At 63.5% G+C, this 23002-nt stretch carries 20 protein-coding genes, 1 tRNA gene and 1 other annotated feature; of the genes, 7 read left to right on the forward strand and 14 right to left on the reverse strand.

The genetic code is table 11. The features are described from left to right. Positions 1-22 precede the first annotated feature (22 nt). Both ACODTZ_RS12270 and ACODTZ_RS12275 read left to right on the forward strand, forming a co-directional pair. On the forward strand, positions 23-1150 hold the full coding sequence (locus ACODTZ_RS12270; protein WP_018902344.1) for an S-(hydroxymethyl)glutathione dehydrogenase/class III alcohol dehydrogenase: 1128 nt from the start codon (positions 23-25) through the stop codon (positions 1148-1150). Then, positions 1150-1629, forward strand: a complete 480-nt coding sequence (locus ACODTZ_RS12275; RefSeq protein WP_489026226.1) for a GNAT family N-acetyltransferase — start codon at positions 1150-1152, stop codon at positions 1627-1629. The genes ACODTZ_RS12270 and ACODTZ_RS12275 overlap by 1 nt, the downstream gene beginning before the upstream one ends. A 124-nt stretch (positions 1630-1753) precedes the next feature. Here the strand turns inward: ACODTZ_RS12275 and ACODTZ_RS12280 are convergent, their stop codons facing one another. Next, positions 1754-2188 (reverse strand): hypothetical protein, encoded by a 435-nt coding sequence (locus ACODTZ_RS12280; RefSeq protein ID WP_047512032.1) that lies wholly within the window; start codon positions 2186-2188, stop codon positions 1754-1756. 184 nt (positions 2189-2372) lie between these two features. Here ACODTZ_RS12280 and ACODTZ_RS12285 point away from each other — a divergent pair, with 184 nt between their 5' ends. Together ACODTZ_RS12285 and ACODTZ_RS12290 are read left to right on the forward strand one after the other, a co-directional pair. After that, positions 2373-3434, forward strand: coding sequence for a class I SAM-dependent methyltransferase (locus ACODTZ_RS12285; protein WP_489026006.1), 1062 nt, complete (start codon positions 2373-2375; stop codon positions 3432-3434). A gap of 169 nt (positions 3435-3603) precedes the next feature. Continuing rightward, positions 3604-3678 (forward strand) — tRNA-Glu (locus tag ACODTZ_RS12290). A gap of 89 nt (positions 3679-3767) precedes the next feature. Here the strand turns inward: ACODTZ_RS12290 and ACODTZ_RS12295 are convergent. The 5 genes from ACODTZ_RS12295 to ACODTZ_RS12315 all read right to left on the reverse strand — a co-directional run bounded on the left by ACODTZ_RS12295 (position 3768) and on the right by ACODTZ_RS12315 (position 8730). Continuing rightward, a complete protein-coding gene (locus ACODTZ_RS12295; protein ID WP_112983162.1) occupies positions 3768-4172 on the reverse strand; it encodes a response regulator in 405 nt (134 codons plus the stop codon). 104 nt (positions 4173-4276) lie between these two features. Continuing rightward, positions 4277-5074: an aldolase gene (locus ACODTZ_RS12300; protein ID WP_489026008.1), complete on the reverse strand. Its 798-nt coding sequence runs from the start codon at positions 5072-5074 to the stop codon at positions 4277-4279. A 54-nt stretch (positions 5075-5128) separates the two neighbouring features. Further along, positions 5129-6283 (reverse strand): M20 aminoacylase family protein, encoded by a 1155-nt coding sequence (locus ACODTZ_RS12305; RefSeq protein WP_489026010.1) that lies wholly within the window; start codon positions 6281-6283, stop codon positions 5129-5131. 15 nt (positions 6284-6298) lie between these two features. Then, positions 6299-7528 (reverse strand): Zn-dependent hydrolase, encoded by a 1230-nt coding sequence (locus tag ACODTZ_RS12310; protein ID WP_489026011.1) that lies wholly within the window; start codon positions 7526-7528, stop codon positions 6299-6301. After that, a complete protein-coding gene (locus ACODTZ_RS12315) occupies positions 7525-8730 on the reverse strand; it encodes a diaminopropionate ammonia-lyase (RefSeq protein ID WP_489026012.1) in 1206 nt (401 codons plus the stop codon). The genes ACODTZ_RS12310 and ACODTZ_RS12315 overlap by 4 nt, the downstream gene beginning before the upstream one ends. Positions 8731-8826: 96 nt before the next feature. Here ACODTZ_RS12315 and ACODTZ_RS12320 point away from each other — a divergent pair, with 96 nt between their 5' ends. Further along, positions 8827-9294 carry an Lrp/AsnC family transcriptional regulator gene (locus ACODTZ_RS12320; RefSeq protein ID WP_489026014.1) on the forward strand — a complete coding sequence of 156 codons (468 nt, stop codon included), beginning with the start codon at positions 8827-8829 and terminating at the stop codon, positions 9292-9294. 10 nt (positions 9295-9304) lie between these two features. Here ACODTZ_RS12320 and recJ read toward each other — a convergent pair whose 3' ends face one another. The 4 genes from recJ to ACODTZ_RS12340 all read right to left on the reverse strand — a co-directional run bounded on the left by recJ (position 9305) and on the right by ACODTZ_RS12340 (position 14478). After that, positions 9305-11107, reverse strand: a complete 1803-nt coding sequence (gene recJ, locus ACODTZ_RS12325) for a single-stranded-DNA-specific exonuclease RecJ (protein WP_489026016.1) — start codon at positions 11105-11107, stop codon at positions 9305-9307. 119 nt (positions 11108-11226) lie between these two features. Next, on the reverse strand, positions 11227-12549 hold the full coding sequence (locus tag ACODTZ_RS12330; protein ID WP_489026017.1) for a homoserine dehydrogenase: 1323 nt from the start codon (positions 12547-12549) through the stop codon (positions 11227-11229). Positions 12550-12614: 65 nt separating this feature from the next. Further along, positions 12615-13835, reverse strand: coding sequence for an LL-diaminopimelate aminotransferase (locus ACODTZ_RS12335; RefSeq protein WP_489026018.1), 1221 nt, complete (start codon positions 13833-13835; stop codon positions 12615-12617). Positions 13836-14061: 226 nt separating this feature from the next. After that, positions 14062-14478 carry a hypothetical protein gene (locus ACODTZ_RS12340; protein ID WP_112945715.1) on the reverse strand — a complete coding sequence of 139 codons (417 nt, stop codon included), beginning with the start codon at positions 14476-14478 and terminating at the stop codon, positions 14062-14064. Positions 14479-14630: 152 nt separating this feature from the next. Here ACODTZ_RS12340 and phaC point away from each other — a divergent pair, with 152 nt between their 5' ends. Beyond that, positions 14631-16469 (forward strand): class I poly(R)-hydroxyalkanoic acid synthase, encoded by a 1839-nt coding sequence (gene phaC, locus ACODTZ_RS12345; protein WP_489026020.1) that lies wholly within the window; start codon positions 14631-14633, stop codon positions 16467-16469. A gap of 7 nt (positions 16470-16476) precedes the next feature. Here the strand turns inward: phaC and ACODTZ_RS12350 are convergent, their stop codons facing one another. Both ACODTZ_RS12350 and ACODTZ_RS12355 read right to left on the reverse strand, forming a co-directional pair. After that, the gene (locus ACODTZ_RS12350; protein WP_489026022.1) at positions 16477-17430 is read right to left on the reverse strand and encodes an alpha/beta hydrolase; all 954 of its coding nucleotides are present in this window, start codon (positions 17428-17430) and stop codon (positions 16477-16479) included. A gap of 180 nt (positions 17431-17610) precedes the next feature. Continuing rightward, positions 17611-18630, reverse strand: a complete 1020-nt coding sequence (locus ACODTZ_RS12355) for a methyltransferase (protein ID WP_489026023.1) — start codon at positions 18628-18630, stop codon at positions 17611-17613. 352 nt (positions 18631-18982) lie between these two features. Between ACODTZ_RS12355 and ACODTZ_RS12360 the strand changes: the two genes are divergently transcribed. Next, positions 18983-20296, forward strand: a complete 1314-nt coding sequence (locus tag ACODTZ_RS12360) for a DUF2778 domain-containing protein (protein ID WP_489026024.1) — start codon at positions 18983-18985, stop codon at positions 20294-20296. Positions 20297-20325: 29 nt separating this feature from the next. On the opposite strand, the gene ACODTZ_RS12365 is transcribed toward ACODTZ_RS12360, so the two are convergent. Together ACODTZ_RS12365 and ACODTZ_RS12370 are read right to left on the reverse strand one after the other, a co-directional pair. After that, the gene (locus tag ACODTZ_RS12365) at positions 20326-21102 is read right to left on the reverse strand and encodes an alpha/beta fold hydrolase (protein WP_047512051.1); all 777 of its coding nucleotides are present in this window, start codon (positions 21100-21102) and stop codon (positions 20326-20328) included. A gap of 302 nt (positions 21103-21404) precedes the next feature. Continuing rightward, positions 21405-22871 (reverse strand): SulP family inorganic anion transporter, encoded by a 1467-nt coding sequence (locus tag ACODTZ_RS12370; protein WP_489026025.1) that lies wholly within the window; start codon positions 22869-22871, stop codon positions 21405-21407. Between the two features lie 71 nt (positions 22872-22942). After that, positions 22943-22998: a sequence feature (sul1 is cis-regulatory element that is thought to sense ions involved in sulfur or methionine metabolism; They are found in Alphaproteobacteria), on the reverse strand. Between the last annotated feature and the right edge of the window lie 4 nt (positions 22999-23002).

Raw genomic sequence — 23002 nt, forward strand, 5'->3', positions numbered from 1 at the left:
TCAGCATATTGGAGACTGTAAAATGGACGTTCGCGCCGCTGTTGCCGTACAGGCAGGTAAACCACTCGAAGTGATGACCGTGCAGCTCGAGGGCCCCAAGGCCGGCGAAGTGCTGATCGAGGTAAAGGCCACGGGCATCTGCCACACCGACGACTTCACGCTCTCGGGCGCCGACCCGGAAGGCCTGTTCCCGGCGATCCTCGGCCATGAAGGCGCCGGTATCGTCGTCGATGTCGGCCCCGGCGTCACCTCGCTGAAGAAGGGCGACCACGTCATTCCGCTCTACACGCCGGAATGCCGCGAGTGCTACTCCTGCACCTCGCGCAAGACCAACCTCTGCACCTCGATCCGCTCGACCCAGGGCCAGGGCGTCATGCCTGACGGCACCTCGCGCTTCTCGATCGGCAAGGACAAGATCCACCACTACATGGGCTGCTCGACCTTCGCGAACTTCACCGTTCTGCCGGAGATCGCGCTCGCCAAGATCAACCCCGACGCTCCCTTCGACAAGGTCTGCTACATCGGCTGCGGCGTGACGACGGGCATCGGTGCCGTCATCAACACCGCCAAGGTCGAGATCGGCTCCACCGCGATCGTCTTCGGTCTCGGCGGCATCGGTCTGAACGTCCTGCAGGGCCTGCGCCTTGCCGGCGCCGACATGATCATCGGCGTCGACATCAACAACGACCGCAAGGCCTGGGGCGAGAAGTTCGGCATGACCCACTTCGTCAACCCGAAGGAAGTCGGCGATGACATCGTGCCTTATCTGGTCAACATGACCAAGCGTCACGGCGATCTGATCGGCGGCGCCGACTACACCTTCGATTGCACCGGCAACACCAAGGTCATGCGCCAGGCGCTCGAGAGCTCGCATCGCGGCTGGGGCAAGTCTGTCATCATCGGTGTCGCCGGCGCCGGCCAGGAAATCTCGACGCGTCCGTTCCAGCTGGTCACCGGCCGCAACTGGATGGGCACCGCCTTCGGTGGCGCACGCGGCCGTACCGACGTGCCGAAGATCGTCGACTGGTACATGGAAGGCAAGATCCAGATCGATCCGATGATCACCCACACCATGCCGCTCGAAGACATCAACAAGGGCTTCGACCTCATGCACAAGGGTGAATCGATCCGCGGCGTCGTGGTCTATTGATCACCTTGCGAAACTATACGGTCGATGCGCGGAGGCTCGATGAGCTCTCCGCCGTCGAGCTGTACGCGCTTCTGAAGATGCGCGTCGATGTCTTCGTCGTCGAGCAGAACTGCCCCTATCCGGAACTCGATGGCAAGGATGCGGACGCCCTGCATCTGCGCCTGCTGCAGGACGGAGACCTGATCGCCGCCGCCCGCATCTTCGCCCCGGCGGACAAAGACGCGCCCGCCAAGATCGGCCGCGTTGTCGTCTCTCCTGATCATCGCGGCAAACGCCTCGGCGACGCCGTCATGCGCGAGGCCATTTCCGTCTGCGAGGAGCGCTATCCGCAAGCCCCGATCTACCTCTCCGCCCAAAGCCACCTCTCCCGCTTCTACGGCAGCTTCGGCTTCGAGGTGACCTCCGAGGAATATCTCGAGGACGGCATCCCCCACGTTGACATGGTCAGGGCGGCACGCAGCCTCAAGAAACAGCGCTAGGTTCCACAGGCGATACCGCGACCAAGGCCATCGCCCGCAACATCCAGCCCCTGCCACCAAACGCAAGAAAGGCCCCGAACGGGACCTTTCTCTGTATCCGGTGCCTTGATCCGAAGCGCGCCGATCAGCCCTTCAGCTTGGCGTTGCAGAGGCTGTAGAAGCCGCCACCCTTCTGGATCCACTTCAGGCCGTTCAGCGTGTTGGCGTCCTTGTTGGTGTGGTAGGAATCGACGCAGGTGTGCATGCGGCCCTTGCCGGGGGTTTCCTTGGCGTATTTGGGAGCAATCGCCGTCGGGAAGGTCACGCCCTTGGGAGCGTCCATCGTCGGCTTTTCAGGCTCGGCGCCGGTTGCCATCGTAACGTCGGGTTCGGCCGTCGCATCCGGGCCGCACTGCGCCTTGCGGAAGTCGTTCCACTTGATGTCCTTGGCGGAACCATCCGCCTGCGCGGACTTGTACTTGGCGCTGCACTCCTTCATCGAGAGCGCCGAGGACGGCGTGGCGAAGGCGAGCGCGCCGAGCAGGGAAACAGAGGCAAGAATTGTCAGATGCTTGATCATGGTCATTCCTCCAAAGCCTAATATGCAGGCTAAGCCACTCTTATCCCGGCGCATTTTGTTGTCAACGCGGCTTTTTTGATGGCTTCGCGAATATTGCGTGACACCCCGCCGTCCTTTCACGGCGCCGTGAGCGGGTGTATAGTCGCGCTGCTGGTTCTTCCCTGCATTTTCTATGGAGGATGACATGCGCCAACCCGACATGCAAAAAGTGGATGCCCTCGTCGGCCGGTTGGTCGGCGATATCGGCGCCGCCGTATCCGGCTCCCTCGTGGTGCTCGGCGACGACGTCGGACTGTTCAAGGCGATGGGCGACGGCGAGCCCGTGACCGCGGCCGAGCTTTCAAAAAAGACGGCGGTCAAGGAACGCTATCTGCGCGAATGGCTATCTGCACTCGCCGCCGCCGACTATCTGACCTATGACGAAAAGACCGACCGCTTCCGGCTGAGCCCGGAGCAGGCGCTCGTTTTCGCCGACGAGGACAGCCCCGCCTTCTTCACCGGCGCGTTCCAGCTGGTGCAGGCGATGTGGACGGACGAGCCGAAGGTGGCCGATGCCTTTCGCACCGGCAAGGGGCTGGGCTGGCACGAGCATAGCAACTGCCTGTTTCGCGGCACCGAGCGCTTCTTCCGCACCGGCTACAACAACAGCCTTGTCACCGAGTGGATACCGGCGCTCAATGGCGTCGAGGACAAGCTGAAGGCCGGCGCCAAGGTGGCCGATGTCGGCTGCGGCCATGGCAGCTCGACCATCCTGATGGCGCAGGCCTATCCCGCCTCGCGCTTCGTCGGCTACGACTATCACATGCCGTCGATCGAACGCGCCCGGATGGCGGCCAAGGAGGCGGGCGTTTCCGATCGCGTCAGCTTCGAGCAGGCCTCGGCCGCGAGCTTCCCGGCCGGGCGTTACGACCTTGTCGCCATGTTCGATTGCCTGCACGACATGGGCGATCCCGTCGGCGCCGGAAAGCATGTGAAGGAAACGCTTGCGCCCGGCGGCACCTGGATGATCGTCGAGCCCTTCGCGCATGATCACCTGAAGGACAATCTCAACCCTGTCGGCCGCGTCTATTACGGCGCCTCGACGATGATCTGCACGCCCGCCTCGATGTCGCAGGAGGTCGGACTGGCGCTCGGCGCGCAGGCCGGCGAAACGCGATTGCGCAAGGTGGCGCTCGATGCTGGCTTCAAGCATTTCCACCGCGCGACCGAAACGCCGTTCAACATGGTGTTTGAGGTTCGCGCTTGAAAAGAGGCCGACATCCGCGGCCCGGACAGGATCGACGCATCGCCAAGCGCTGAAAATAGCCATTAACTATCAAACAGATAGGGAAAAGATCAGCACATCACCATTTTTATGCGTTTTGCCGCTTGCGGGAATCCAAGTGCCTGATTATAAGGGCGCCACCACGAAGGAAGCGCCCTTCGTCTATCGGTTAGGACACCAGATTTTCATTCTGGGAAGAGGGGTTCGACTCCCCTAGGGCGTGCCACTTCTCTCTTCACCATCAGTTATATGATGCTGATTTTTCGGTGAATTTCCCCATTGCATAACGTACGTCAGCTGCCGTCCGGCTGCTCCTCACGCGCGTCCCTGCGACTGGCGAACGTCTCGCAATGCGGTTTCATCCGTGGCCTGATCGATCATCGAGACAGCGACATCGAGATTGTAGGGTTTAGGCAGGAAACGTGCCCTGCCCGGCAGCGATTGTGTCGGTACATTACGCCCCGAAGTGACGACGATGCCGATCGCGCGCGAGCAGCCGTCGACAAGCCGCGCCAGATCAAGCCCGTTCAGCCCGCCCGGCATGTCCACATCGGTGAAAACGGCAGCCACGTCATCGTGCCGACCGAGAAGGCCTACCGCTTCCAGGACGCTTGCCGCCTCCAGGACGACAAAGCCGGCATCCTCGAGTGCATCCGCGATGTTGAGCCGAACAAGCGGTTCGTCCTCGACCACCAGAACAATGCGCGTTGATTTCTCCATGCCCGTTTTTCCTTCCGCTTCGATCGGTAAACGTCTCGAAGCGGAAAAGGACGCGCCATCCCCAGGAGAGATTGATTACATGTTTAATAAAATGCCAACAATCCTCAATTGCGGTACTCTGGCTCCTCGGCGTCGAGCATGCGCTTGATCGCCTCCAGATGCAGCCGCGCCGATTCCTGGTCCCCCTCGCGCATCTGGCGGTAGGCGGCCTCGGCGATATCGGGGGCGACGGGCAGGACCTGGCGGCCGGTGGAAAGCGCCAGCGTCTGCACCTGGCAGGCGCGCTCGAGATAGTAGAGATCGTCCCAGGCTTCGGCGATATTGGGCGCCAGCACCATGACGCCGTGATGCTTCATGAAGACGATGTCGGCGTCGCCGATTGCATTGGCGATGCGGTCGCCCTCGCGTTCGTCCAGCGCCAGGCCGTTGTAATCGCGGTCATAGGCGGTGCGGCCGTAGAATTTCAGCGCCGTCTGGCCGGCGAAGATCAGCGGCTCACCCTCGGTCATCGACAGCGCCGTCGCATAAGGCATGTGGGTGTGAAAGGCGACGCGGGCGCGCGGAATGCGGGCGTGGATGCGGGCATGAATATAGAAAGCAGTCGCCTCCGGCTCGCCCTCGCCCGAGACGACGTTGCCGTGAAAATCGCAGATCAGAAGCTTCGAGGCCGTCAGCTCGCGGAAGGCATAGCCATAGGGATTTACGATGAAGAGGTCGTCATAGCCGGGAACCAGCGCCGAGAAATGATTGCAGATCCCCTCCTCCAGCCCATGGCGCGCCGCCATGCGAAAGCAGGCCACCAGATCGGCGCGGGCCTGCCAGACCTCCTCTGTGTCGAGCTCCGGCTGGTTGGCGCCGGAAACGCCGGTTGCCGCGGAGGACTTGTTCAGGGAATGCGCCATATCGATGCTCCATTGCGATTGAATGTCAGGCAGTAGAAATATGCGGGCGGAAACTCAGGCCATCGGCAGGCGTTGCCTGATGATCGCGGCATGGTAGCGTGCTCCCGGCAGAAGGCCAGCGTCGTTGAAATCGAAATCGGGGTTATGCAGCGGCGCGGAGCTTTCGCCGTTGCCCATGAAGACGAAGCAGCCGGGCACGTGTTCCAGGAAGCGCGCGAAATCCTCGGATGCGGTCATCGGTTCGGCGGCGACCCTGACGTCGTCGGCGTGAAAGACAGTGCGGGCGGCGGCCATCGCCTCCTCCACCAGAGTGGTATCGTTGATGAGCGGCACGAATTCGCGGGTGTAGCGGGTTTCGGCCGTCACGTTGTAGGCCATCGCGGTGCCGTCGGCGATGACGCGCATCTGCCGCTCGATCTCGGCACTCACCTCCGGGCGGAAGCTGCGGGCATCGCCGAGAATGCGGGCGAGCCCCGGCAGCGCGTTGCGGGTGCCGTCGGTGATGAGTTCGGTGACGGAGACCACGGCGATATCGGCGGGGCTCAGCCGGCGCGAGACGATCGTCTGCAGGTTGGTCACCAGCGCGCAGGCCGCGACCAGCACCTCGTTTCCCGATTGCGGTCGGGCGGCGTGACCGCCGAGCCCCGTGAGCACGATCTCGAAATTATCCTCCGCCGACATGACCGGCCCTGCCCTGGTCTCGAAATGCCCAACCGGCAGGCCCGGCATGTTGTGCAGGCCGTAGATCTCGTCGAAGGGGAAGCGCTGCATCAGCCCGTCGTCGAGCATGGCGAGCGCGCCCTTGCCCCATTCCTCCGCAGGCTGGAACAGGAAGCGCACGGTGCCGTCGAAACCACCCTCCTCGGCCAAGAGTTTGGCTGCGCCGAGCAGCATGGCGGTGTGCCCGTCATGACCGCTGGCGTGCATCGTACCCGGCACCTGAGAGCGGTAGTCCGCCCGTCCCCGTTCGGTGATACGCAGTGCGTCCATATCGGCGCGAAGCGCAACCGCGCGATTTCCGGTGCCGCGCTTGAGCGTGCCAACAACGCCGGTCCCGCCGATCCCTTCCGCGACCTCAAGGCCGAACGAACGCAGCTTATCCGCCACGAAGGCCGCAGTCCTTGTCTCCTCGAAGCCGAATTCCGGATGCGCGTGCAGATCGCGTCGCCATGCGGTCATTTCATCGCTCAGCGCTTTCAGGTCTGTCATGTCATCGTCTCCCGATCATGCAGAGAGGTCGCGGACGACATCAAGCAGGATGTCGGCGCCGGCGACAAGGTCATCGGCATCGGTATGCTCTCTCGGATTGTGGCTGATGCCGCCGCGGCTCGGGACGAAGATCATTGCCGAGGGCGCGATGCGGGCAATCATTTGCGCGTCGTGGCCGGCACCCGATGTCATCCGACGCGACGACAGGCCGCGTCGGCCGGCCGCCTGCTCAATCAGCGCCACGATAGCTGGGTCGAAGGTCACCGGCTGGAAACGCGCCAGCCGCTCGACGGAAACGCCGAAACCATCGCGCAATGCCAGCGCATCGAGCAAGGCGTCCAAGGCCGCCTCCTCCTCGCGCAGACGCTGCTCGTCGGGACTGCGGAGATCGACGGTGAAGCTTGCCAGCGACGGGATGACGTTGATGGCGTTCGGCTCGAAGGCCATGCAGCCGATGGTGGCGACGACGGGAATGTTGGAGGTCGTGGCGCGCTGCCGCAGGAAAACCATCACCTCGGCGGCGGCCTGGCCCGCATCCGAGCGCATCGACATCGGCGTCGTGCCGGCATGGTTGGCGACACCTGATATCGTCACGCGCTGCCAGGAGATGCCCTGCAGGGTCTCGACCGCGCCGACCCGCAGCGCCTCGCGCTCCAGCACCGGCCCCTGCTCGACATGCAGCTCGACATAGGCTTTCGGCCTGAGAAAGCCGGGTTCGATGTCCCCGGCATAGCCGATGCGCGAAAGCTCCTCGCCCAGCACCGATCCGTCCGTGCCGACGCTTGCAAGCGCCGCCTCGACAGAGAGCCCGCCGGCATGAACCAGCGATCCCATCATGTCGGGCGCATAGCGCACGCCCTCCTCGTTGGTGAAGGCTGCCACCGCGATCGGCCGCGATGGCGCAAAACCGTTTCGTTTCAGCGTTTCGATCACCTCCAGCCCGGCGATCACGCCGTAGCAGCCGTCATAGATCCCGGCGTTGATCACGGTGTCGATATGCGAGCCAAGCAGCACCGGCGCCTCGTCGGCGATGGGCCCCTCCGTCCAGATCCCGAAGATATTGCCGATACGGTCTATTTTGACCTCAAGCCCGGCGCCGTCCAGCCAGGAGACCAGCAGATCGCGGCCGGCGCGGTCCGCATCCGATCCGGCGAGCCGCGTCAGTCGGCCGTCTTTGCGCCCGACCTCACCCAGTTCGCGAATGCGCCCGAGCATGCGCTCGCGATCAATGGAAGCAAGGCTCATGCGGATATCTCCACACGGTGACCGACCTTATCCGGTGCTATCCCGACCAGCTCCTCGTAGCGTTGCGGATCGGTGGCGCCCTCGGTGTTGATGACGAAGACGCGCGCCGTCTCATCGAGTCCGAGCGCCACCTTGGCCCCGGGATCAGACAGCGCGGCAATCAGTCCGGCCAGGCCAGCGCCGCCGCTTTCGCCCGAAACGATGGCCGGATCGCCGGCAGCGGGCCGCGCCAGCCGGTTCATCACCGCGATCGCGTCCGCATCCTCCACGGTCATGAAACCATCGGCAAGCCGGCTAAGGATACGCCAGGCGATCGACGACGGCTCGTAGCATTCGAGCATCGCCATGACCGTCGGCTCCGAATGGGCGACGGCGACAGGCCGCCCCGCTCTGGCCGCCTCCAACATGCAGGCGGCGCGGGCCGGATCGACGACGGTGAAAACAGGCTTGTTCTCACCGAGTTCAAGCGCGAGGTGGGCGGCCACCGCCGCCGCTATGCCGCCGACGCCGCATTGCACGAAGACATGGGTCGGCACTTCCGGAAGCTGTTGCAGCGCCTCGCGCACCAGCGCCGTGTAGCCCTGCATCACAAGGCCAGGGATGCGCTCGTAGCCCGGCCATGCGGTATCGGAGACGATCGTCCAGCCGTTTTCTGTGGCGACGCGGGCGGCTTCCGCCACCGAATCGTCATAGGTGCCCTCGACGCGGACCATCTCGGCGCCATAGCGGGCGATGGCGGCGACGCGCTCGGTGCTGACGCCTGAGTGAACCGAGATGACCGAGCGGGCACCGACCAACTGAGCCCCCTGCGCCACCGAGCGGCCGTGGTTTCCGTCCGTTGCGCAAGCAAAGGTCATGGTGGCGGCCACGGCTCTCACCTCAGGCGTCTGCAGTTCCGCCATATCGACCGCGCGGCCCAGCCGCTTCGATGCCTCGTCGAGCACGAGGCGGGCGACCGCATAAGCGCCGCCGAGCGCCTTGAAGCTGCCGAGCCCAAGCCTGTGGCCCTCATCCTTGACGTGGATGGAGGCAACGCCGAGCGCGCGCGACAGGCCCGGCAGGGCGTGCAGCGGCGTCGGCTTGTGGCCGTCGCGGTGACTGAGATAGTTCTGCGCATGGGCAGCGCCCTCGGGGCCGAGCATGTCGGCATCGGTTGCGGATAGCGGCTTGCCGAAATCGATGTGCGTGTTCTTCAAAAACATGTCGATCCCTCCTGTCCATAAAGATATATTGCAGGAGGCGCGAAAAAGGCGCTGCAAAATGGCCCCTGTTTTGCAAGTTTGTTTCGTGGAGCCACCATGTCCGCCGATGGTCTCGACCAATTCGACATCGCCATTCTGAAAATCCTGCAGGAGGACAACACGACGCCGCAGCGGGTAATCGGCGAGGCGGTCAACCTGTCAGCGCCGGCGGTGCAGCGGCGTATCAAGCGGATGGAGCAAAGCGGCGTCATCCGGCAAAACGCAGCGCTGCTCGATCCCGCCAAGATTGGCCAGCCGATCACCATTTTCGTCGAGGTAGAGGTGGACAATGAGCGCGCCGATCTGATCGATGCGCTAAAGCAGAGCTTTGCCGGGGCGCCCGAGGTGCAGCAGTGCTATTACGTGACCGGAGAGGCGGATTTCGTGCTCGTTGTGCTGGTGCCCGACATGGCCCATTACGAACGGCTGACGCGGCGGCTGTTCTTCAACAGCGGCAATGTGAAGAAATTCAAGACCTTCATCGCCATGGACAATGTCAAATCGACGCTGACGGTGCCGCTCTGACGAGAAAAGATCAGCGCGCGATGGCGCCATCAATCACCCGCAGCTGCACGCGGCGCGAGCCCTGGTAGTGATTGTCGCCGAGCGAGCCCGCCACATGCAGGTTGGCGCCGCGCGAGTTCAGGAGCAGGTTTCCGAGCTGCGTATCGGCGGCGCGGAAGGCGATGCCGTCGAGGCGGGCGCCGTCCATGGCTTCCAGCGTCACCTTCACATGCTTCTCGCCGACGATCCTCGAATCGCGGACGCGATGGGCGGGGATGGCGAAGATCGGCTGCGAATGACCGGATCCGTAGGGACCCGCCGTTTCCAGGCGGTCGATCAGATCGATCGTCGCGCCGCTGGCGCCGATCGCGCCGTCGATCTTCAGCGTTTCGTTGGCCACCAGCGCCGCCACCGTCTTTTCGGCGCGTTCCGAGAAGAAGCCGCGCAGCCGGCCGAGCTTGTCGCGTTCGACGGTGAGGCCCGCCGCCATCGCATGGCCGCCGCCCTTGACCAGCAGGCCTTCGTCGACCGCCGCGCGCACCATCTTGCCCATGTCGAAGCCGTTGATGGAGCGGCCGGAGCCGGTGCCCTTGCCATTGGGGTCGAAGGCGATGGCGAAGGCCGGGCGCTTGAACTTTTCCTTCAGCCTTGCGGCGATCAGGCCGACGATCCCGGGATGCCACTTTTCATGCGCGGTGACGATGACGGACGCGCCGCTGCCGTCGCCATATTCGGCGTATGCTTCGGCTTCGGCCTCCTGCAGCATGTTGGCTTCCATCACCTGGCGGTCGCGGTTGAGCTCGTCCAGACGCTCGGCAATGGCTTCGGCTTCGCCGGTATCATCGAGTGTCAATAGCCGGCTACCGAGTGCCGCGTCGCTGATGCGGCCGCCGGCATTGATGCGGGGGCCGATGAGGAAGCCGAAGTGATAGGGCGTCACCGGCCCGGCGAGGCCTGCCTTGCGAAACAGCGCCGACAGACCGGCATTGCCCTGGTGACGGGCGGCGATCAGGCCCTTGACGACATAGGCGCGGTTCAGGCCCTTCAGCGGAACGACGTCGCAGACCGTCGCCAGCGCCACGATGTCGAGCCATTGCAGGAGGTCGATGCTGCGTGCCTTCGGGTGGCCGGCCTCGCGCAGCAGCCTAAGCGTGGCGACCAGCACGAGGAAGACGACGCCGGCGGCGCAGAGATGCCCCTGCCCCGACAGATCGTCCTCACGGTTCGGATTGACGAGCGCATGGCACTGCGGCAGGTCATGTGTCACCTGGTGGTGATCGATGACAACGACGTCGATATGGCGCCTGGCCGCCGCCGCCAGCGCCTCGTGGCTTGTCGAGCCGCAGTCGACGGTGACGATCAGGCGGGCGCCGTTGTCGATCAGTTGGTCCATGGCCGCCGGGTTCGGGCCATAGCCTTCGAAGACGCGGTCTGGAATGTAGATTTCGGATGTCACGCCGAAATGGCTGAGGAAGCGGTACATCAGCGCCGAGGAGGATGCGCCGTCGACATCGTAATCGCCGAAGATCGCGACCTGCTGGCGCGTGTTGATGGCATCGACGATGCGTTTGGCCGCCTTTTCGCAATCGGTGAGCTTGTAGGGATCGGGCATCAGCGAGCGCAGCGTCGGATCGAGAAACTCGACCGCCTCGTCGACGGTGACGCCGCGGCCGGCAAGCACGCGGGCGATCAGATCCGGCAGGCCGTGCATCTGCGACATGGCGAGCGCCCGGTTCTGCCCGGCCTGGTCCAGCCGCGAGATCCAGCGATTGTCGAGAACGGATTTCTCGACACCCAGAAAGGCGCGCTGTACCGGATCGGCCGGGATATCCATCATGTCACTCCACTGCCACTACAAGGCCGTTCTACAGAGCCGTGACGGCAAACGAAAGACGGCGGAGCACGCCTGCGCCCCGCCGCCCACAGAATAGATCACCGTACGGTGACGCCCGATCAGTCTTCCTTCGGACGCTCGATGCGGATCACCTGCGGTTCGCCGACCAGATAGCCTTCGGTCTTGATCGCCTCGACGGCCTTGCGCACCGAATCCTCGGTGGTCGCGTGGGTTACGAGGATGATTGTCTGATGGTGCGATGGCGAAAGGTGCTGCTTGGAGCGCTGCACGATGGATTCGAGCGAGATGTGGTTTTCGGCCATGCGGGTGGCGACGCTGGCGAAGACGCCGGTGCGGTCGAGAACCGTCAGGCGGATGAAATAGCCGCCCTCGTGGCTCTGGATCTGCGCCTTGCGATAGGGCTCGAGCGACTTGGCCGGATGGCCGAGCACAGGAACCTGCTGGGCGCCCGGGCGGCTCTTGGCGATGTCGGCGATGTCGCCGAGCACCGACGAGGCCGTCGCATTGCCGCCGGCGCCGGGGCCGACCATCAGGAGTTCGCCGAGAATGTCGGATTCGATCGCAACCGCGTTGGTGACGCCATCCACCTGAGCGATGACGCTGTCGACGGGCACCATGGTCGGGTGCACGCGCTGCTCGATGCCGGTATCGGTGCGCTGGGCAACGCCGAGCAACTTGATGCGATAGCCGAGATCGGCGGCCGCATGGATGTCGTCGATCGAGATGTTGGTGATGCCCTCGAGATAGATGTCGTCGACGGCGATCTGGTTGCCGAAGGCGAGCGTCGTCAGGATGGAGAGCTTGTGGGCGGTGTCGTTGCCCTCGATGTCGAAGGCGGGATCCGCTTCGGCATAGCCGAGGCGCTGGGCTTCCTTCAGGCAATCGGCGAACGACAGGCCTTCCTTCTCCATCTTGGTCAGGATGTAGTTGCAGGTGCCGTTCATGATGCCGTAGACGCGCGAGATCGTGTTGCCCGTCAGCGATTCACGCAGCGCCTTGATGACGGGAATGCCGCCGGCGACGGCCGCTTCGAAGTTGAGCAGCGCGCCCTTCTCTTCGGCGATCCTGGCGAGCTCGACGCCGTGATAGGCGAGCAGCGCCTTGTTGGCTGTCACTACGTGGAGACCACGCTGCAGCGCGGCGCGGACGGCGATATTGGCCGGCCCTTCGGCACCGCCGACGAGTTCGACGAACACGTCGATGTCACCCTTGGTCGCCAGTTCCTCAGGCGTGTCGAACCACTCGATGCCGCCGACATCAATGCCGCGGTCCTTGGTCTTGTCGCGGGCGGAAACGCCGGTAATCAGGATCGGCCGGCCGCACGTCGCGGCAAGCTGGTCGCTGCGCTGCTGAATGATACGAACGAGAGAGGCACCAACGGTACCCAAGCCCGCAACGCCGATTTTAAGGGCATCTGCCATGGATCGATCCTGAAATATGTCATGAATGGCAGCCGCCGGAGCGGCTGCCGAAAGAACTGATTGTATCAGCGGTGAGCGTTCAACGAGACGACGTTGTGCATCGTCTCGTCTGCGGTGGACATGAACTTCTTGATGTTGCGCGCCGCCTGGCGAATGCGGTGCTCGTTTTCGACGAGCGCTAGACGCACGTAATCGTCGCCCATTTCACCGAAGCCGATACCCGGCGCCACGGCAACGTCAGCCTTTTCGACGAGGAGCTTGGAGAACTCCAGGCTGCCGAGATGGCGGAACTTTTCCGGGATCTTCGCCCAGGCGAACATGGTGGCTGCCGGCGGCGGCACGTCGAAGCCGGCCTTGCCGAAGCTGTCGACCATGACGTCGCGGCGGCGCTTGTAGACGTTGCGAACTTCGGCGATATCCGAGCCGTCGCCGTTCAGCGCATGCGTGGCGGCCACCTGGATCGGCGTGAAGGCGCCGTAGTCGAGGTAGGATTTCACGCGCGTCAGCGCCGCGATCAGGCGCTCGTTGCCGACGGCAAAGCCCATGCGCCAGCCGGGCATGGAGAAGGTCTTCGACATCGAGGTGAACTCGACGCAGACATCCATGGCGCCAGGCACCTGCAGCACCGATGGCGGCGGGTTGTTGTCGTCGAAGTAGATCTCCGAGTAGGCAAGGTCGGAGAGCACGATGATGTCGTGCTTCTTCGCGAAGGCGATGACGTCCTTGTAGAAATCGAGCGTCGCGACATAGGCCGTCGGGTTCGACGGATAGTTGACGATCAGCGCCAGCGGCTTCGGGATCGAGTGCTTCACGGCGCGTTCCAGCGGCGGGAAGAAGCTGTCATCCGGCTCGACCGGCAGCGAACGGATCACGCCGCCCGCCATCAGGAAGCCGAAAGCGTGGATTGGATAGGTCGGGTTCGGGCAGAGAATGACGTCGCCAGGCGCGGTGATTGCCTGCGCCATGTTGGCGAAGCCTTCCTTGGAGCCGAGGGTTGCGACCACCTGCGTATCCGGGTTGAGCTTCACGCCGAAACGGCGGGCATAATAGTCGGCCTGGGCGCGGCGCAGGCCGGGAATGCCCTTGGACGAGGAATAGCGATGCGTGCGCGGGTCCTGGACCACTTCGCAGAGCTTGTCGACGATCGCCTTGGGGGTCGGCAGGTCAGGGTTTCCCATGCCGAGATCGATGATATCGGCTCCGCCCGCTCGCGCGCTTGCTTTCAAACGGTTGACCTGTTCGAAAACATAAGGCGGCAAACGCCGGACTTTGTGAAACTCTTCCATTTCTTTCCCCACGGAAACGCGGCCACCATGACCGCAAATCGAAGTTCGTCCTAACTTCCGGCTGCTTGCGACACGAACTTCAGAATCGCGAGCGCCGTATTCATCAGACGTCCAGCGCACGGCGATTCTTTGACGGACCGCCTCGGGGCTGACGCTTTATCAGGAAAATTTCATCTTCCGCACCTGACGGAAGGCTTTGCTTGCAAACGCCAGAGAAGGCAAGGCCTTATTTGGTGATTTCGGACAGCGTTTCCGGGCCGTGGTCTTCGGCGAGCTTGCGGTATTCCGCAACGCGGCGCTGGTATTCGGCTTCCGAGATGGTGCCCGCCTTGCGCCGGTTGCTCAGCGCCGTCAGCTTCTGCTGCAGGCTGGAGGCTTCCTCGTCGTTCATCTGAACGTTGGCGGCGGTCAGCGGCGCGCCGAAGCCCGGATAGCCATCGCGATAGTGCGACAGACCGCTTTCGGTCGGCGCCTCGCCCTTGGTGGCATTCATGACCACGGCCGTCGGGGCCGCTCGCCTGGCGGCGATCTCGGCCTTTTCCTCGGGCGTTCGCATGCATCCGGCAAGCGCCATGGCCGCGGCGGCGCCGATAAGGGCGATGCGGGTGACGTTTGCGATGGTACGAATGCCTGTGTTGGTCATGCCAGAGGTTCCAAATCCTTAAGCTGCTTCGACTTGTTAAATTCGCAGCCTGCACAAAGCAATAGCATGAAGGCATGTCTGCGGAACTTGTTTTCTTGATCCGAGCGGATACAACTTGATTTGGATAGAGATGCTGCCGCCGGAGGAACCGCGTGACCGACAGCAACCAGGACAAGAGCGATAAGGGCCAAGGCCCGGGCTTCGAGGCAAAGGATTTCGATCCTTACATGCTGAAGGACCCGGAAACGATGGCGCTGAACTTCGCCCGCGCCCTGGAAAACCTGGGGAAAGCGGCGTCCGCCTGGCTTGGCCCGCGCGAAAGCGGCGAGATCCGCGAAAACACCGCCGACCCCGTCACCGACATGGTCAAGACGCTCTCCAAGGTCAGCGAATACTGGATATCAGACCCGCGCCGTGCCTTCGATGCGCAGACCAAGCTGATGACCAGCTTTTTCGGCGTATGGATGCGCTCGATGCAGCGCATGCAGGGCGAATCGCTCGAGCCGGAGCCCGACCGCAAGGACAAGCGCTTCGCCGATCAGGACTGGGAGAAGAACCCCTTCTTCGAATTCCTGAAGCAGGCCTATTTCATTACCGCGGACTGGGCCGAAAAGCTGGTCACCGAGACCGAGGGGCTGGACGAGCACACGCGGCAGAAGGCCAACTTCTACGTCAGGCAGATCACGGCGGCGATCTCGCCGACCAATTTCGTCGCCACCAATCCGCAGCTCTATCGCGAGACGATCGCGAGCAGCGGTGAAAATCTGGTGCGGGGCATGAAGATGCTGGCCGAGGACATCGTGGCCGGCCATGGCGACCTGAAGCTTCGACAGACCGACATGACCAAGTTCGCCGTCGGCCGCGACATGGCGCTGACGCCGGGCAAGGTGATCGCCCAGAACGAGATCTGCCAGATTATCCAGTACGAGCCGACGACCGAGACGGTGCTGAAGCGCCCTCTCCTCATTTGCCCGCCCTGGATCAACAAGTTCTACATCCTCGATCTCAATCCGCAGAAGAGCTTCATCAAGTGGTGCGTCGATCAGGGGCAGACGGTGTTCGTCATCTCCTGGGTCAATCCGGATGCGCGCCATGCGGCCAAGGATTGGGCGGCCTATGCGCGCGAAGGGATCGACTTCGCGCTTGAGACCATCGAGAAGGCGACCGGCGAGAAGGACGTCAACGCCATCGGCTATTGCGTCGGCGGCACGCTGCTGGCCGCGACGCTGGCGCTGCACGCCAAGGAGAAGAACAAGCGCATCCGCTCCGCGACGCTGTTCACCACCCAGGTCGATTTCACCCACGCAGGCGACCTCAAGGTGTTCGTCGACGAGGAACAGCTGACGCGGCTTGAGAACTACATGAACGTGACCGGCTATCTCGACGGCTCGAAGATGGCGACCGCTTTCAACATGCTGCGCGCCTCCGAGCTCATCTGGCCATACTTCGTCAACAATTACCTCAAGGGCCAGGAGCCGATGGCCTTCGACCTCCTGTTCTGGAACGCCGATTCGACGCGGATGGCGGCGGCCAACCACGCCTTCTACCTGCGCAACTGCTATCTGAAGAACGCGCTGACCAAGGGCGAGATGGTGCTGGACGGCCAGGCCGTTTCGCTGAAGAGCGTCAAAATCCCGATCTACAATCTCGCCACCCGCGAGGACCACATCGCGCCGGCGAAATCGGTGTTCCTCGGCAGCCAGTTCTTCGGCGGCAAGGTCGATTTCGTGCTGGCCGGCTCCGGCCACATCGCCGGCGTGGTCAACCCGCCGGACAAGAAGAAGTATCAATACTGGACCGGTGGTCCGGCCAAGGGCGAATACGAGGACTGGCTCATCGACGCCGAGGAAGCGGCCGGCTCCTGGTGGCCGCACTGGCAGGCATGGATCGAGGCCAAGGACGGCAAGCGGGTAGCTGCCCGCAAGCCAGGCGGCGACGCGCTCAATGCGCTTGAGGAAGCACCGGGCAGCTATGTGCTGGAGAAGGCGTAATCTATAGTCAACGCCTTGTGTGTGCTTGCACGGCTTCCACAATGGCGGGCACGATGCCCGGCGCCAGCGGCAGAGCCGGATCCTGGTAGGTGGCAAAGGGCGCGTCCGGCACGTCCGCTTTCAGCATGTGCGTGACACCAGGCAATTGCACCACCCGTGCATGCGGCATCGATCGCGCCAGCAAGCCGGCATCCTCGACTGTCACCTGGACATCCCGGTCGCCCTGGAGGATGAGCACGGGCAAGCTCAGTCCCTTGGCCAGCGCCACGGGATCGTAGCTGAAAAGGTCGATCATGTATCGCTGCAGGCCTTGCCGAAACAGGGGCTGCAGGACGGCACTCATGGTCCCGACATCCGTTCTCTCCCCCTGCTCCAGCCCGGAGACGATACGGTCGATTTCCGCAAGATAAGGCGCATTGGCCGGGTTGTTGCGGAACTGCTCGCGCATCAGCGTGCTCACGCGTCGGCCCGGCGCGGCCAGCAGGATCAGTCCGCAGGGCGTCGCGCCCTTTGCGGCGGCGGCAAGTGCCACGAGGCCACCCTCGCTGTGACCGGCGATCCACACGCAATTCGTGCCGATCCGCTCGGCGAAAGCGCGCTGCCATAGATCGACGTCGGCGGCATAGTTGGCAATCGTCACATCCTCGGGATCAACAATCGCATCCTTGCTGCCTAAGAAGCCGCGCTTGTCGATCCTCAGCGTGCTCAGGCCGGTCGATGCCAGCGCCTCGGCCAGCAATCGATAGCTGTCGCTGCGCAGCCCCATCGGGCTGTTGCCATCCCGGTCGATCGGACCGGAACCCGGCACGATGACGACGCCTGCGCTAGCGCCAGGCACGATGATCGCCTCGCCCTCAAGCTGTCCCTGTGGTCCGGGAACAGTCATCACCTCGGCGGTTGCGGTCACGCCGGAGGCAAGGACCAAGGCGGAAATAGCGGATGAAAGAAAAAGCCGACGCATTGATAAACCCGGTCATCTCTTCCGATCGCGAACGCGACCATGAAGCTGTTCAATAAAGTTTGCCGCAATGAATTTCTGGCAATGACGTTCAAAATTTCAACTCGCAGACTATTCCGCTATTACAGATCAGCGCAAGCCGCCCGGACAGCAGACATCACCATCCGGGGATATTCTCTGAATTCACTCGAACATGATCACGCTCGCCGGCGATGGCGGCAGCGGACTGATTGATATGTCGCGGAAGCCCGCCATCGAGGCCATCTCTCGCAGGTCGGACGCCGTGTAGGCGTCGCCGCGTGGTGTCGTCGCCAGCATTTCGAAGGCGAAGGCGGCGGGGAAGTCGGGCGAGACGCGGTCCTCGTTGGGGACGAATTCGACGGCGATCAGCTTGCCCTTGGCGCTGAGGCTTGGGCGTGCCTTCTTGAGCAGTTCCGCGCAGCCGGCGATATCGAAATGATGCAGGAAGTTCGGCAGCATGATGAGATCGTAGTCGCTGCCCCAATCGACATCGAAGGCGCTGCCGGCGATGAAGCTGAAACGATCGGCCACGCCTGATGCCGTCGCATTCTCCCGCGTCAGTTCCAGCACCGGCTTCCAGTCAAGCGCGACGATCCGCGCCTGCGGAATGGCCCTGGCGATCTCGATGCCGAAATAGCCGGGGCCGGCGGCGATATCGAGCACCTTCGAGGGTGGCTGCGGCCATGCCGCGACGTCGGCGGCAAGCGTCCTGCCCGCCCCGCCGGTAAAGGCACCCATGGCGCGGGCAAATCGCACCCAGACGGGATTATCCGGCGAGAGGTTCGCCAGCCCTTCGGCGCCGCCATTGCGCACGCAGGCGGCGGGGTCGGTCAGAAAGAGGGAGAGCATCTGCGGTGCCGCGATGAAATCGATCGCCGAGCCCATATAGGCTGGCGAATGACGATCGAGGAACACGGCGCTCGAGGGTGTCAGCGCGTAGACGTCGCCGCTCTTGCCGAGGAAACCGGCGACGACGAGATAGTCGCAGAGAATGCGGACGCCGCGCTCGGCACATCGCATCTCGGATGCCGCCGCCTTGGCCGTCTGGCCCGTTCCGATGACGGTGAAGAGGTCGAGTTCGATCGCCGCCTTGATGGCGGCCGTCTTGCGGACGGCGAACATCGCATCGACAAGCAAGGCCGGCGAAATCTCGTTAACAGGTGTGGTTTGTGCCGAAGACATTGGCGTTTCCCCTCGGAAGCCTTCGATGCCTTTTCATAGCACATCCGCAATATGTTTTCCCGCTAATATTTATGTCAAAACGGCGACATAGATCGCGCCATCAGGCAGGCACTGAAGAGCATTAGAAAAAATCGAACAAGATCAATATGGTTAGCGGATAAGGTGACGAATTTCGAAACAGGCGTCGCCGCCGTAAAGGGTTTGGTTACCATAATTCGGCATCATCTGAGCCAACCGGTAATGGAGCAACAGGCCGCATTTTGGCCCTGTTGCTCCATTACCGGCCCCGGCGAAGAAGTATCCATCTATCTGTACCGCCGGCCTTAGTAACGAGTTGTGAAAGACGAGTGTTATGGCGTTTGCGGTCGATGTGTTTGCCAATACCAGGCCAGTAGGTACGTCCATTTCTCGTTTCAGTCGCTCATTCCGCCTTATGTCCGGGGCGGGTCTCATCGGTGCTAGTTTTGCTGCCTCGGCATGGGTCGTGACGTCGATCGCGACGATGCACGCTGTCGCTCCCGCACCCTACAAGAACGCCATCGGCGATATCGCGCTCGTGCAGCACACCGCCGCGGCCGCTCCCAAAGAGCGCAATATTCACGTGAGCAAGTTCTCGCGCCTGCAGCCGCTGACGGCGGAAAACCGGTCGTCGAAGCGCGATCGGCTGTTGACGCCTGACGTTCTGAGAGCCGCCTTCGTCGGCAGTTCCGGCCCTGTCATTGCTGACGCCCTGCCGGCGCGCACCGTCGTTGCCGCCGCACAGCCGTCGAAGGTCAAGGACGACGCCGTCGCCGCAACGCCTCAGGTCGCCAGCGCCAGCTCGTCCGATCGCATCGTCATTCCGTCCAAGGCGGAGATCGCGGCACTCGAAGGCCCTGCCCTGCTTGCGCTCGCCGCCATGCCGAAAGCCGCTTCGGATGAACAGCAGGCCCGCGTTGCCGTCAACGCGCCCGCTTCCATTCCCGCGAAGCCCGCCCCTGTCGAAGTGGCAAGCGTCGATGTCGAGAGCGATGCCAGCAAGGGCGACGACGCCGGCAACGCCTTCGGCCTTGTGCTCAACGACAACAATTCCGTACCGCTGCCGATGGCCCGTCCCGACGGCATGACCAAGCGCGCGCCGGCAAACGACCGCGCCAGCCGCCCTGCCGAACCGGTGCTCGCCTATGCACGGCCTGATATCGGTGATGACGAAGGCGAAATCCCCGTCGTGCCGAAGCGCCAGGCAAGCCCAGTCGCCCGCGCCGGCGTCGCCGTCTATGACATCTCCGCAAGCATGGTCTATCTGCCGAACGGCGAACGTCTCGAAGCCCATTCCGGCCTCGGCAAGATGCGCGACAATCCGAAATATGTTCGCGAAAAGATGCGCGGCCCGACCCCGCCGCACACTTACCAGCTGACAATGCGCGAAAGCCTGTTCCACGGCGTCGAGGCAATCCGCCTCAACCCGGTCGGCGGCGCCGGCAACATCTTCAACCGCGTCGGCCTGCTCGCCCACACCTACATGCTCGGCGCACGCGGCGACTCCAACGGCTGCGTCTCCTTCAAGGACTACAAGCGCTTCCTCGCCGCCTTCAAGCGCGGCGACATCCGCCAGCTGGTGGTCGTCGAAAGCATGCCCGACAAGCCGCGCTCCACCTTCGCCTCGCTGTTCTCGTCGCGGTCCTAAGACCGCGACGTCACTGGCTTCACCTCACCTCAGCGGCCGCCGGCAGCCTCGATGATCATCTGGGTGATCTCGTCGGGGTGCGAGATCAGCGACAGGTGGCTGGATTTGAGCTCGATCGTCTTGGCGCCCATGCGCTTGGCCATGAAGCGCTCGAGATCCGGGTTGATCGTCCGATCCTCCGTCGACACCGCGTACCAGCTCGGTTTCGAGCGCCACGCCGCCTGCGTGGTCTTGCCGGTCAGCAACGCCTTGTGGAACGGCTCCTGCACCGCATAGAGCACCTTGGCTTTCGCCTCCGGCAGATCGCCGGCGAAGTCACGCAGGAACGCCTCCTCGCTCAACCGTCCTTCATCGCCATCGAAGACGATCCCGGCCGAGGCAGGCGGGGTCGGGTAGGTCTTCGCCAGCGCCGTATAGTCCTCGCCCGCATCGGGCGCGCGGGCGGCGACATAGACCAACGCCGAAACCTTGGGATGCACGCCGGCCTCGGTGACCAGCATGCCGGAGAAGGAGTGGCCGACGAGGACGGTCGGGCCATCCTGGCGATCCAGCACCTTCTCGACCGAGGCAACGGCCTCCGGCAATGTGGTCAGCGGGTTCTGCACGGCGGTGGCGTTGAAGCCGGCTGCCTGAAGGCGCGCGATCACCTCCGTCCAGCAGGAACCGTCGGCGAACAGCCCGTGGGCCAGAACGATGTTGCGTGCCTTGGCGGGCTGCGCCATCGCGGCCATGCCGCGCGTGGAAATGAGGGAAGCGGCAGCACCGGCGAGAAGCGCTGTCGAGAAAGTCCGTCTGTTGATCATCATGGTCTTTACCTTCGGCTTTGATCCATCCGATCCTGCGACAGGCTGTGACCTCGCGCATGATCGGCACCGATCGATCTGGATCCGCCTGCCGGTTCTCTTCCGGGCACCGTCGCGACACCATTGATGGTGTCGCCGTGCCTTGGCCAAGACCTGCAGCCAAGACACGATCGCCGGCTGGCGCAGGTGAGGATGCCCCTCGTTCAGGCATGCCGTTTATGCCTGATTGTCCTGACGCGACCCGTATACGCCGGTGTCGGCGGTTTTGTTACAGGTCGGGTGCGCGGCAGGACGACTTTAGACGATCAGATTTCCTTCAGGCTCGGCGCATTGTCGAGCCGGCCGATCAGCGTGGCGCTCGCCTCGTTGAGGCCGTTCACCTCGACTGCGACACCGTGCGCCTTGAAGCGCTGCACCACGCGGTCCAGCGCCGCCACGGCGGTGATGTCCCAGAAATGCGCGTGCGTGAGATCGATCGTCACCACCATGCCCTCGGAATCAGCGATATCGAAGGCATCGATGAAGACGTCGGCGGAGGCGAAGAAGACCTGGCCGGTGACGTGGTAAGCGATGCGCTCGCCGGCATCGTCCGTGTCCTTGCGGACCGACAGCAGCTTGGCGACCTTGAAGGTGAAGAAGACGCCGCTCAAGAGCACGCCGACGGTGACGCCGAGCGCCAGGTTGGCGGTGAAGACGGTGACGATAACAGTCGCTAGCATGACGATGCTCGAGGTCTTCGGATGCACCACCATGGTCTTGACCGACGACCAATCGAAGGTGTCGATCGACACCATGACCATGATCGCGACCAAGGCCGCAACGGGCACCTGCGAGACCCATGGCTTCAAGAGCACCATGAGGATCAACAGCAGCGCGCCGGCGAACAGCGTCGAGAGACGGCCGCGGCCGCCGTACTTCACGTTGCTGACCGTCTGGCCGATCATGCCGCAGCCGGCGATGCCGCCGAACAGGCTGGCGGCGGCGTTGGCGATGCCGAGGCCGGCGCATTCGCGGTTCTTGTCGCTCGTCGTGTCGGTGAGGTCGTCGACGACGCTCGCCGTCATCATCGATTCCAGCAGGCCGACCATGGCGATGGCCAGCGCCGGGCCGGCGATGATCTCAAGCGTCTCCAGGTTCAGCGGCACCTGCGGCCAGGCGAAGATCGGCAGCGAATCCGGCAGCTTGCCGAGATCGGCGACGGTCAACACCGGCAGATGCAGGCCGGCGGAGGCGATTGTCAGCAGCAGGATGCAGATCAGCGGCGACGGGATGGCGGTGGTGATGCGCGGCGCGATGTAGATCACCGCGAGACCGGCGGCCAGCATGGCATAGGCGATCCAGTCGCCGCCGATGATATGCGGCAGCTGGGCGCCGAAGATCAGGATCGCCAGCGCGTTGACGAAGCCGGTGCGGACCGACTTCGACACGAAGCGCATGAGAACGCCGAGACGCAGCAGGCCGAACACCACCTGGATGGCGCCGGCGAGCAGGCCGGCGGCGAAGAGATAGGGCAGCCCGTGGGCGTGCACCAGCGGTGCCGCGACCAGCGCCACGGAACCGGCGGCGGCCGAAATCATCGCCGGGCGGCCGCCGGTGAAGGCGATGACGATGCCGATGACGAAGGAGGCGAAGAGGCCGACCCGCGGATCGACGCCGGCGACGAAGGAGAAGGCGATGACCTCGGGGATCAGCGCGAAAGTGGCGACGGCGCCGGCAAGCATTTCGCGGGTCGGATTGGAAAACCAATCCCGGCGGAAGGAGGATACGTGCATGTTGATGATATCTCGCAAAGCGTGGCCCAACGCGCCCGGGCGGGCGGTCGAAATATGGCGTGCAGGTTTTGCGTTGTCTGGCGGATCGGCGGCCAGAAGAGCCACCCGGAGTTTCACCGGGTCCGTGGTGA

The sequence above is a fragment of the Rhizobium sp. FG113 genome (genome assembly GCF_057809895.1).

Bases quoted from the DNA above. Each gene is read 5' to 3' on its own strand.
- ACODTZ_RS12270 (WP_018902344.1), top strand. From the start codon at position 23: ATGGACGTTCGCGCCGCTGTTGCCGTACAGGCAGGTAAACCACTCGAA.
- ACODTZ_RS12280 (WP_047512032.1), bottom strand. From the start codon at position 2,188: ATGATCAAGCATCTGACAATTCTTGCCTCTGTTTCCCTGCTCGGCGCG.
- ACODTZ_RS12285 (WP_489026006.1), top strand. From the start codon at position 2,373: ATGCGCCAACCCGACATGCAAAAAGTGGATGCCCTCGTCGGCCGGTTG.
- ACODTZ_RS12295 (WP_112983162.1), bottom strand. From the start codon at position 4,172: ATGGAGAAATCAACGCGCATTGTTCTGGTGGTCGAGGACGAACCGCTT.
- ACODTZ_RS12300 (WP_489026008.1), bottom strand. From the start codon at position 5,074: ATGGCGCATTCCCTGAACAAGTCCTCCGCGGCAACCGGCGTTTCCGGC.
- ACODTZ_RS12305 (WP_489026010.1), bottom strand. From the start codon at position 6,283: ATGACAGACCTGAAAGCGCTGAGCGATGAAATGACCGCATGGCGACGC.
- ACODTZ_RS12310 (WP_489026011.1), bottom strand. From the start codon at position 7,528: ATGAGCCTTGCTTCCATTGATCGCGAGCGCATGCTCGGGCGCATTCGC.
- ACODTZ_RS12315 (WP_489026012.1), bottom strand. From the start codon at position 8,730: ATGTTTTTGAAGAACACGCACATCGATTTCGGCAAGCCGCTATCCGCA.
- ACODTZ_RS12320 (WP_489026014.1), top strand. From the start codon at position 8,827: ATGTCCGCCGATGGTCTCGACCAATTCGACATCGCCATTCTGAAAATC.
- recJ (WP_489026016.1), bottom strand. From the start codon at position 11,107: ATGGATATCCCGGCCGATCCGGTACAGCGCGCCTTTCTGGGTGTCGAG.
- ACODTZ_RS12330 (WP_489026017.1), bottom strand. From the start codon at position 12,549: ATGGCAGATGCCCTTAAAATCGGCGTTGCGGGCTTGGGTACCGTTGGT.
- ACODTZ_RS12335 (WP_489026018.1), bottom strand. From the start codon at position 13,835: ATGGAAGAGTTTCACAAAGTCCGGCGTTTGCCGCCTTATGTTTTCGAA.
- ACODTZ_RS12340 (WP_112945715.1), bottom strand. From the start codon at position 14,478: ATGACCAACACAGGCATTCGTACCATCGCAAACGTCACCCGCATCGCC.
- ACODTZ_RS12350 (WP_489026022.1), bottom strand. From the start codon at position 17,430: ATGCGTCGGCTTTTTCTTTCATCCGCTATTTCCGCCTTGGTCCTTGCC.
- ACODTZ_RS12355 (WP_489026023.1), bottom strand. From the start codon at position 18,630: ATGTCTTCGGCACAAACCACACCTGTTAACGAGATTTCGCCGGCCTTG.
- ACODTZ_RS12360 (WP_489026024.1), top strand. From the start codon at position 18,983: ATGGCGTTTGCGGTCGATGTGTTTGCCAATACCAGGCCAGTAGGTACG.
- ACODTZ_RS12365 (WP_047512051.1), bottom strand. From the start codon at position 21,102: ATGATGATCAACAGACGGACTTTCTCGACAGCGCTTCTCGCCGGTGCT.
- ACODTZ_RS12370 (WP_489026025.1), bottom strand. From the start codon at position 22,871: ATGCACGTATCCTCCTTCCGCCGGGATTGGTTTTCCAATCCGACCCGC.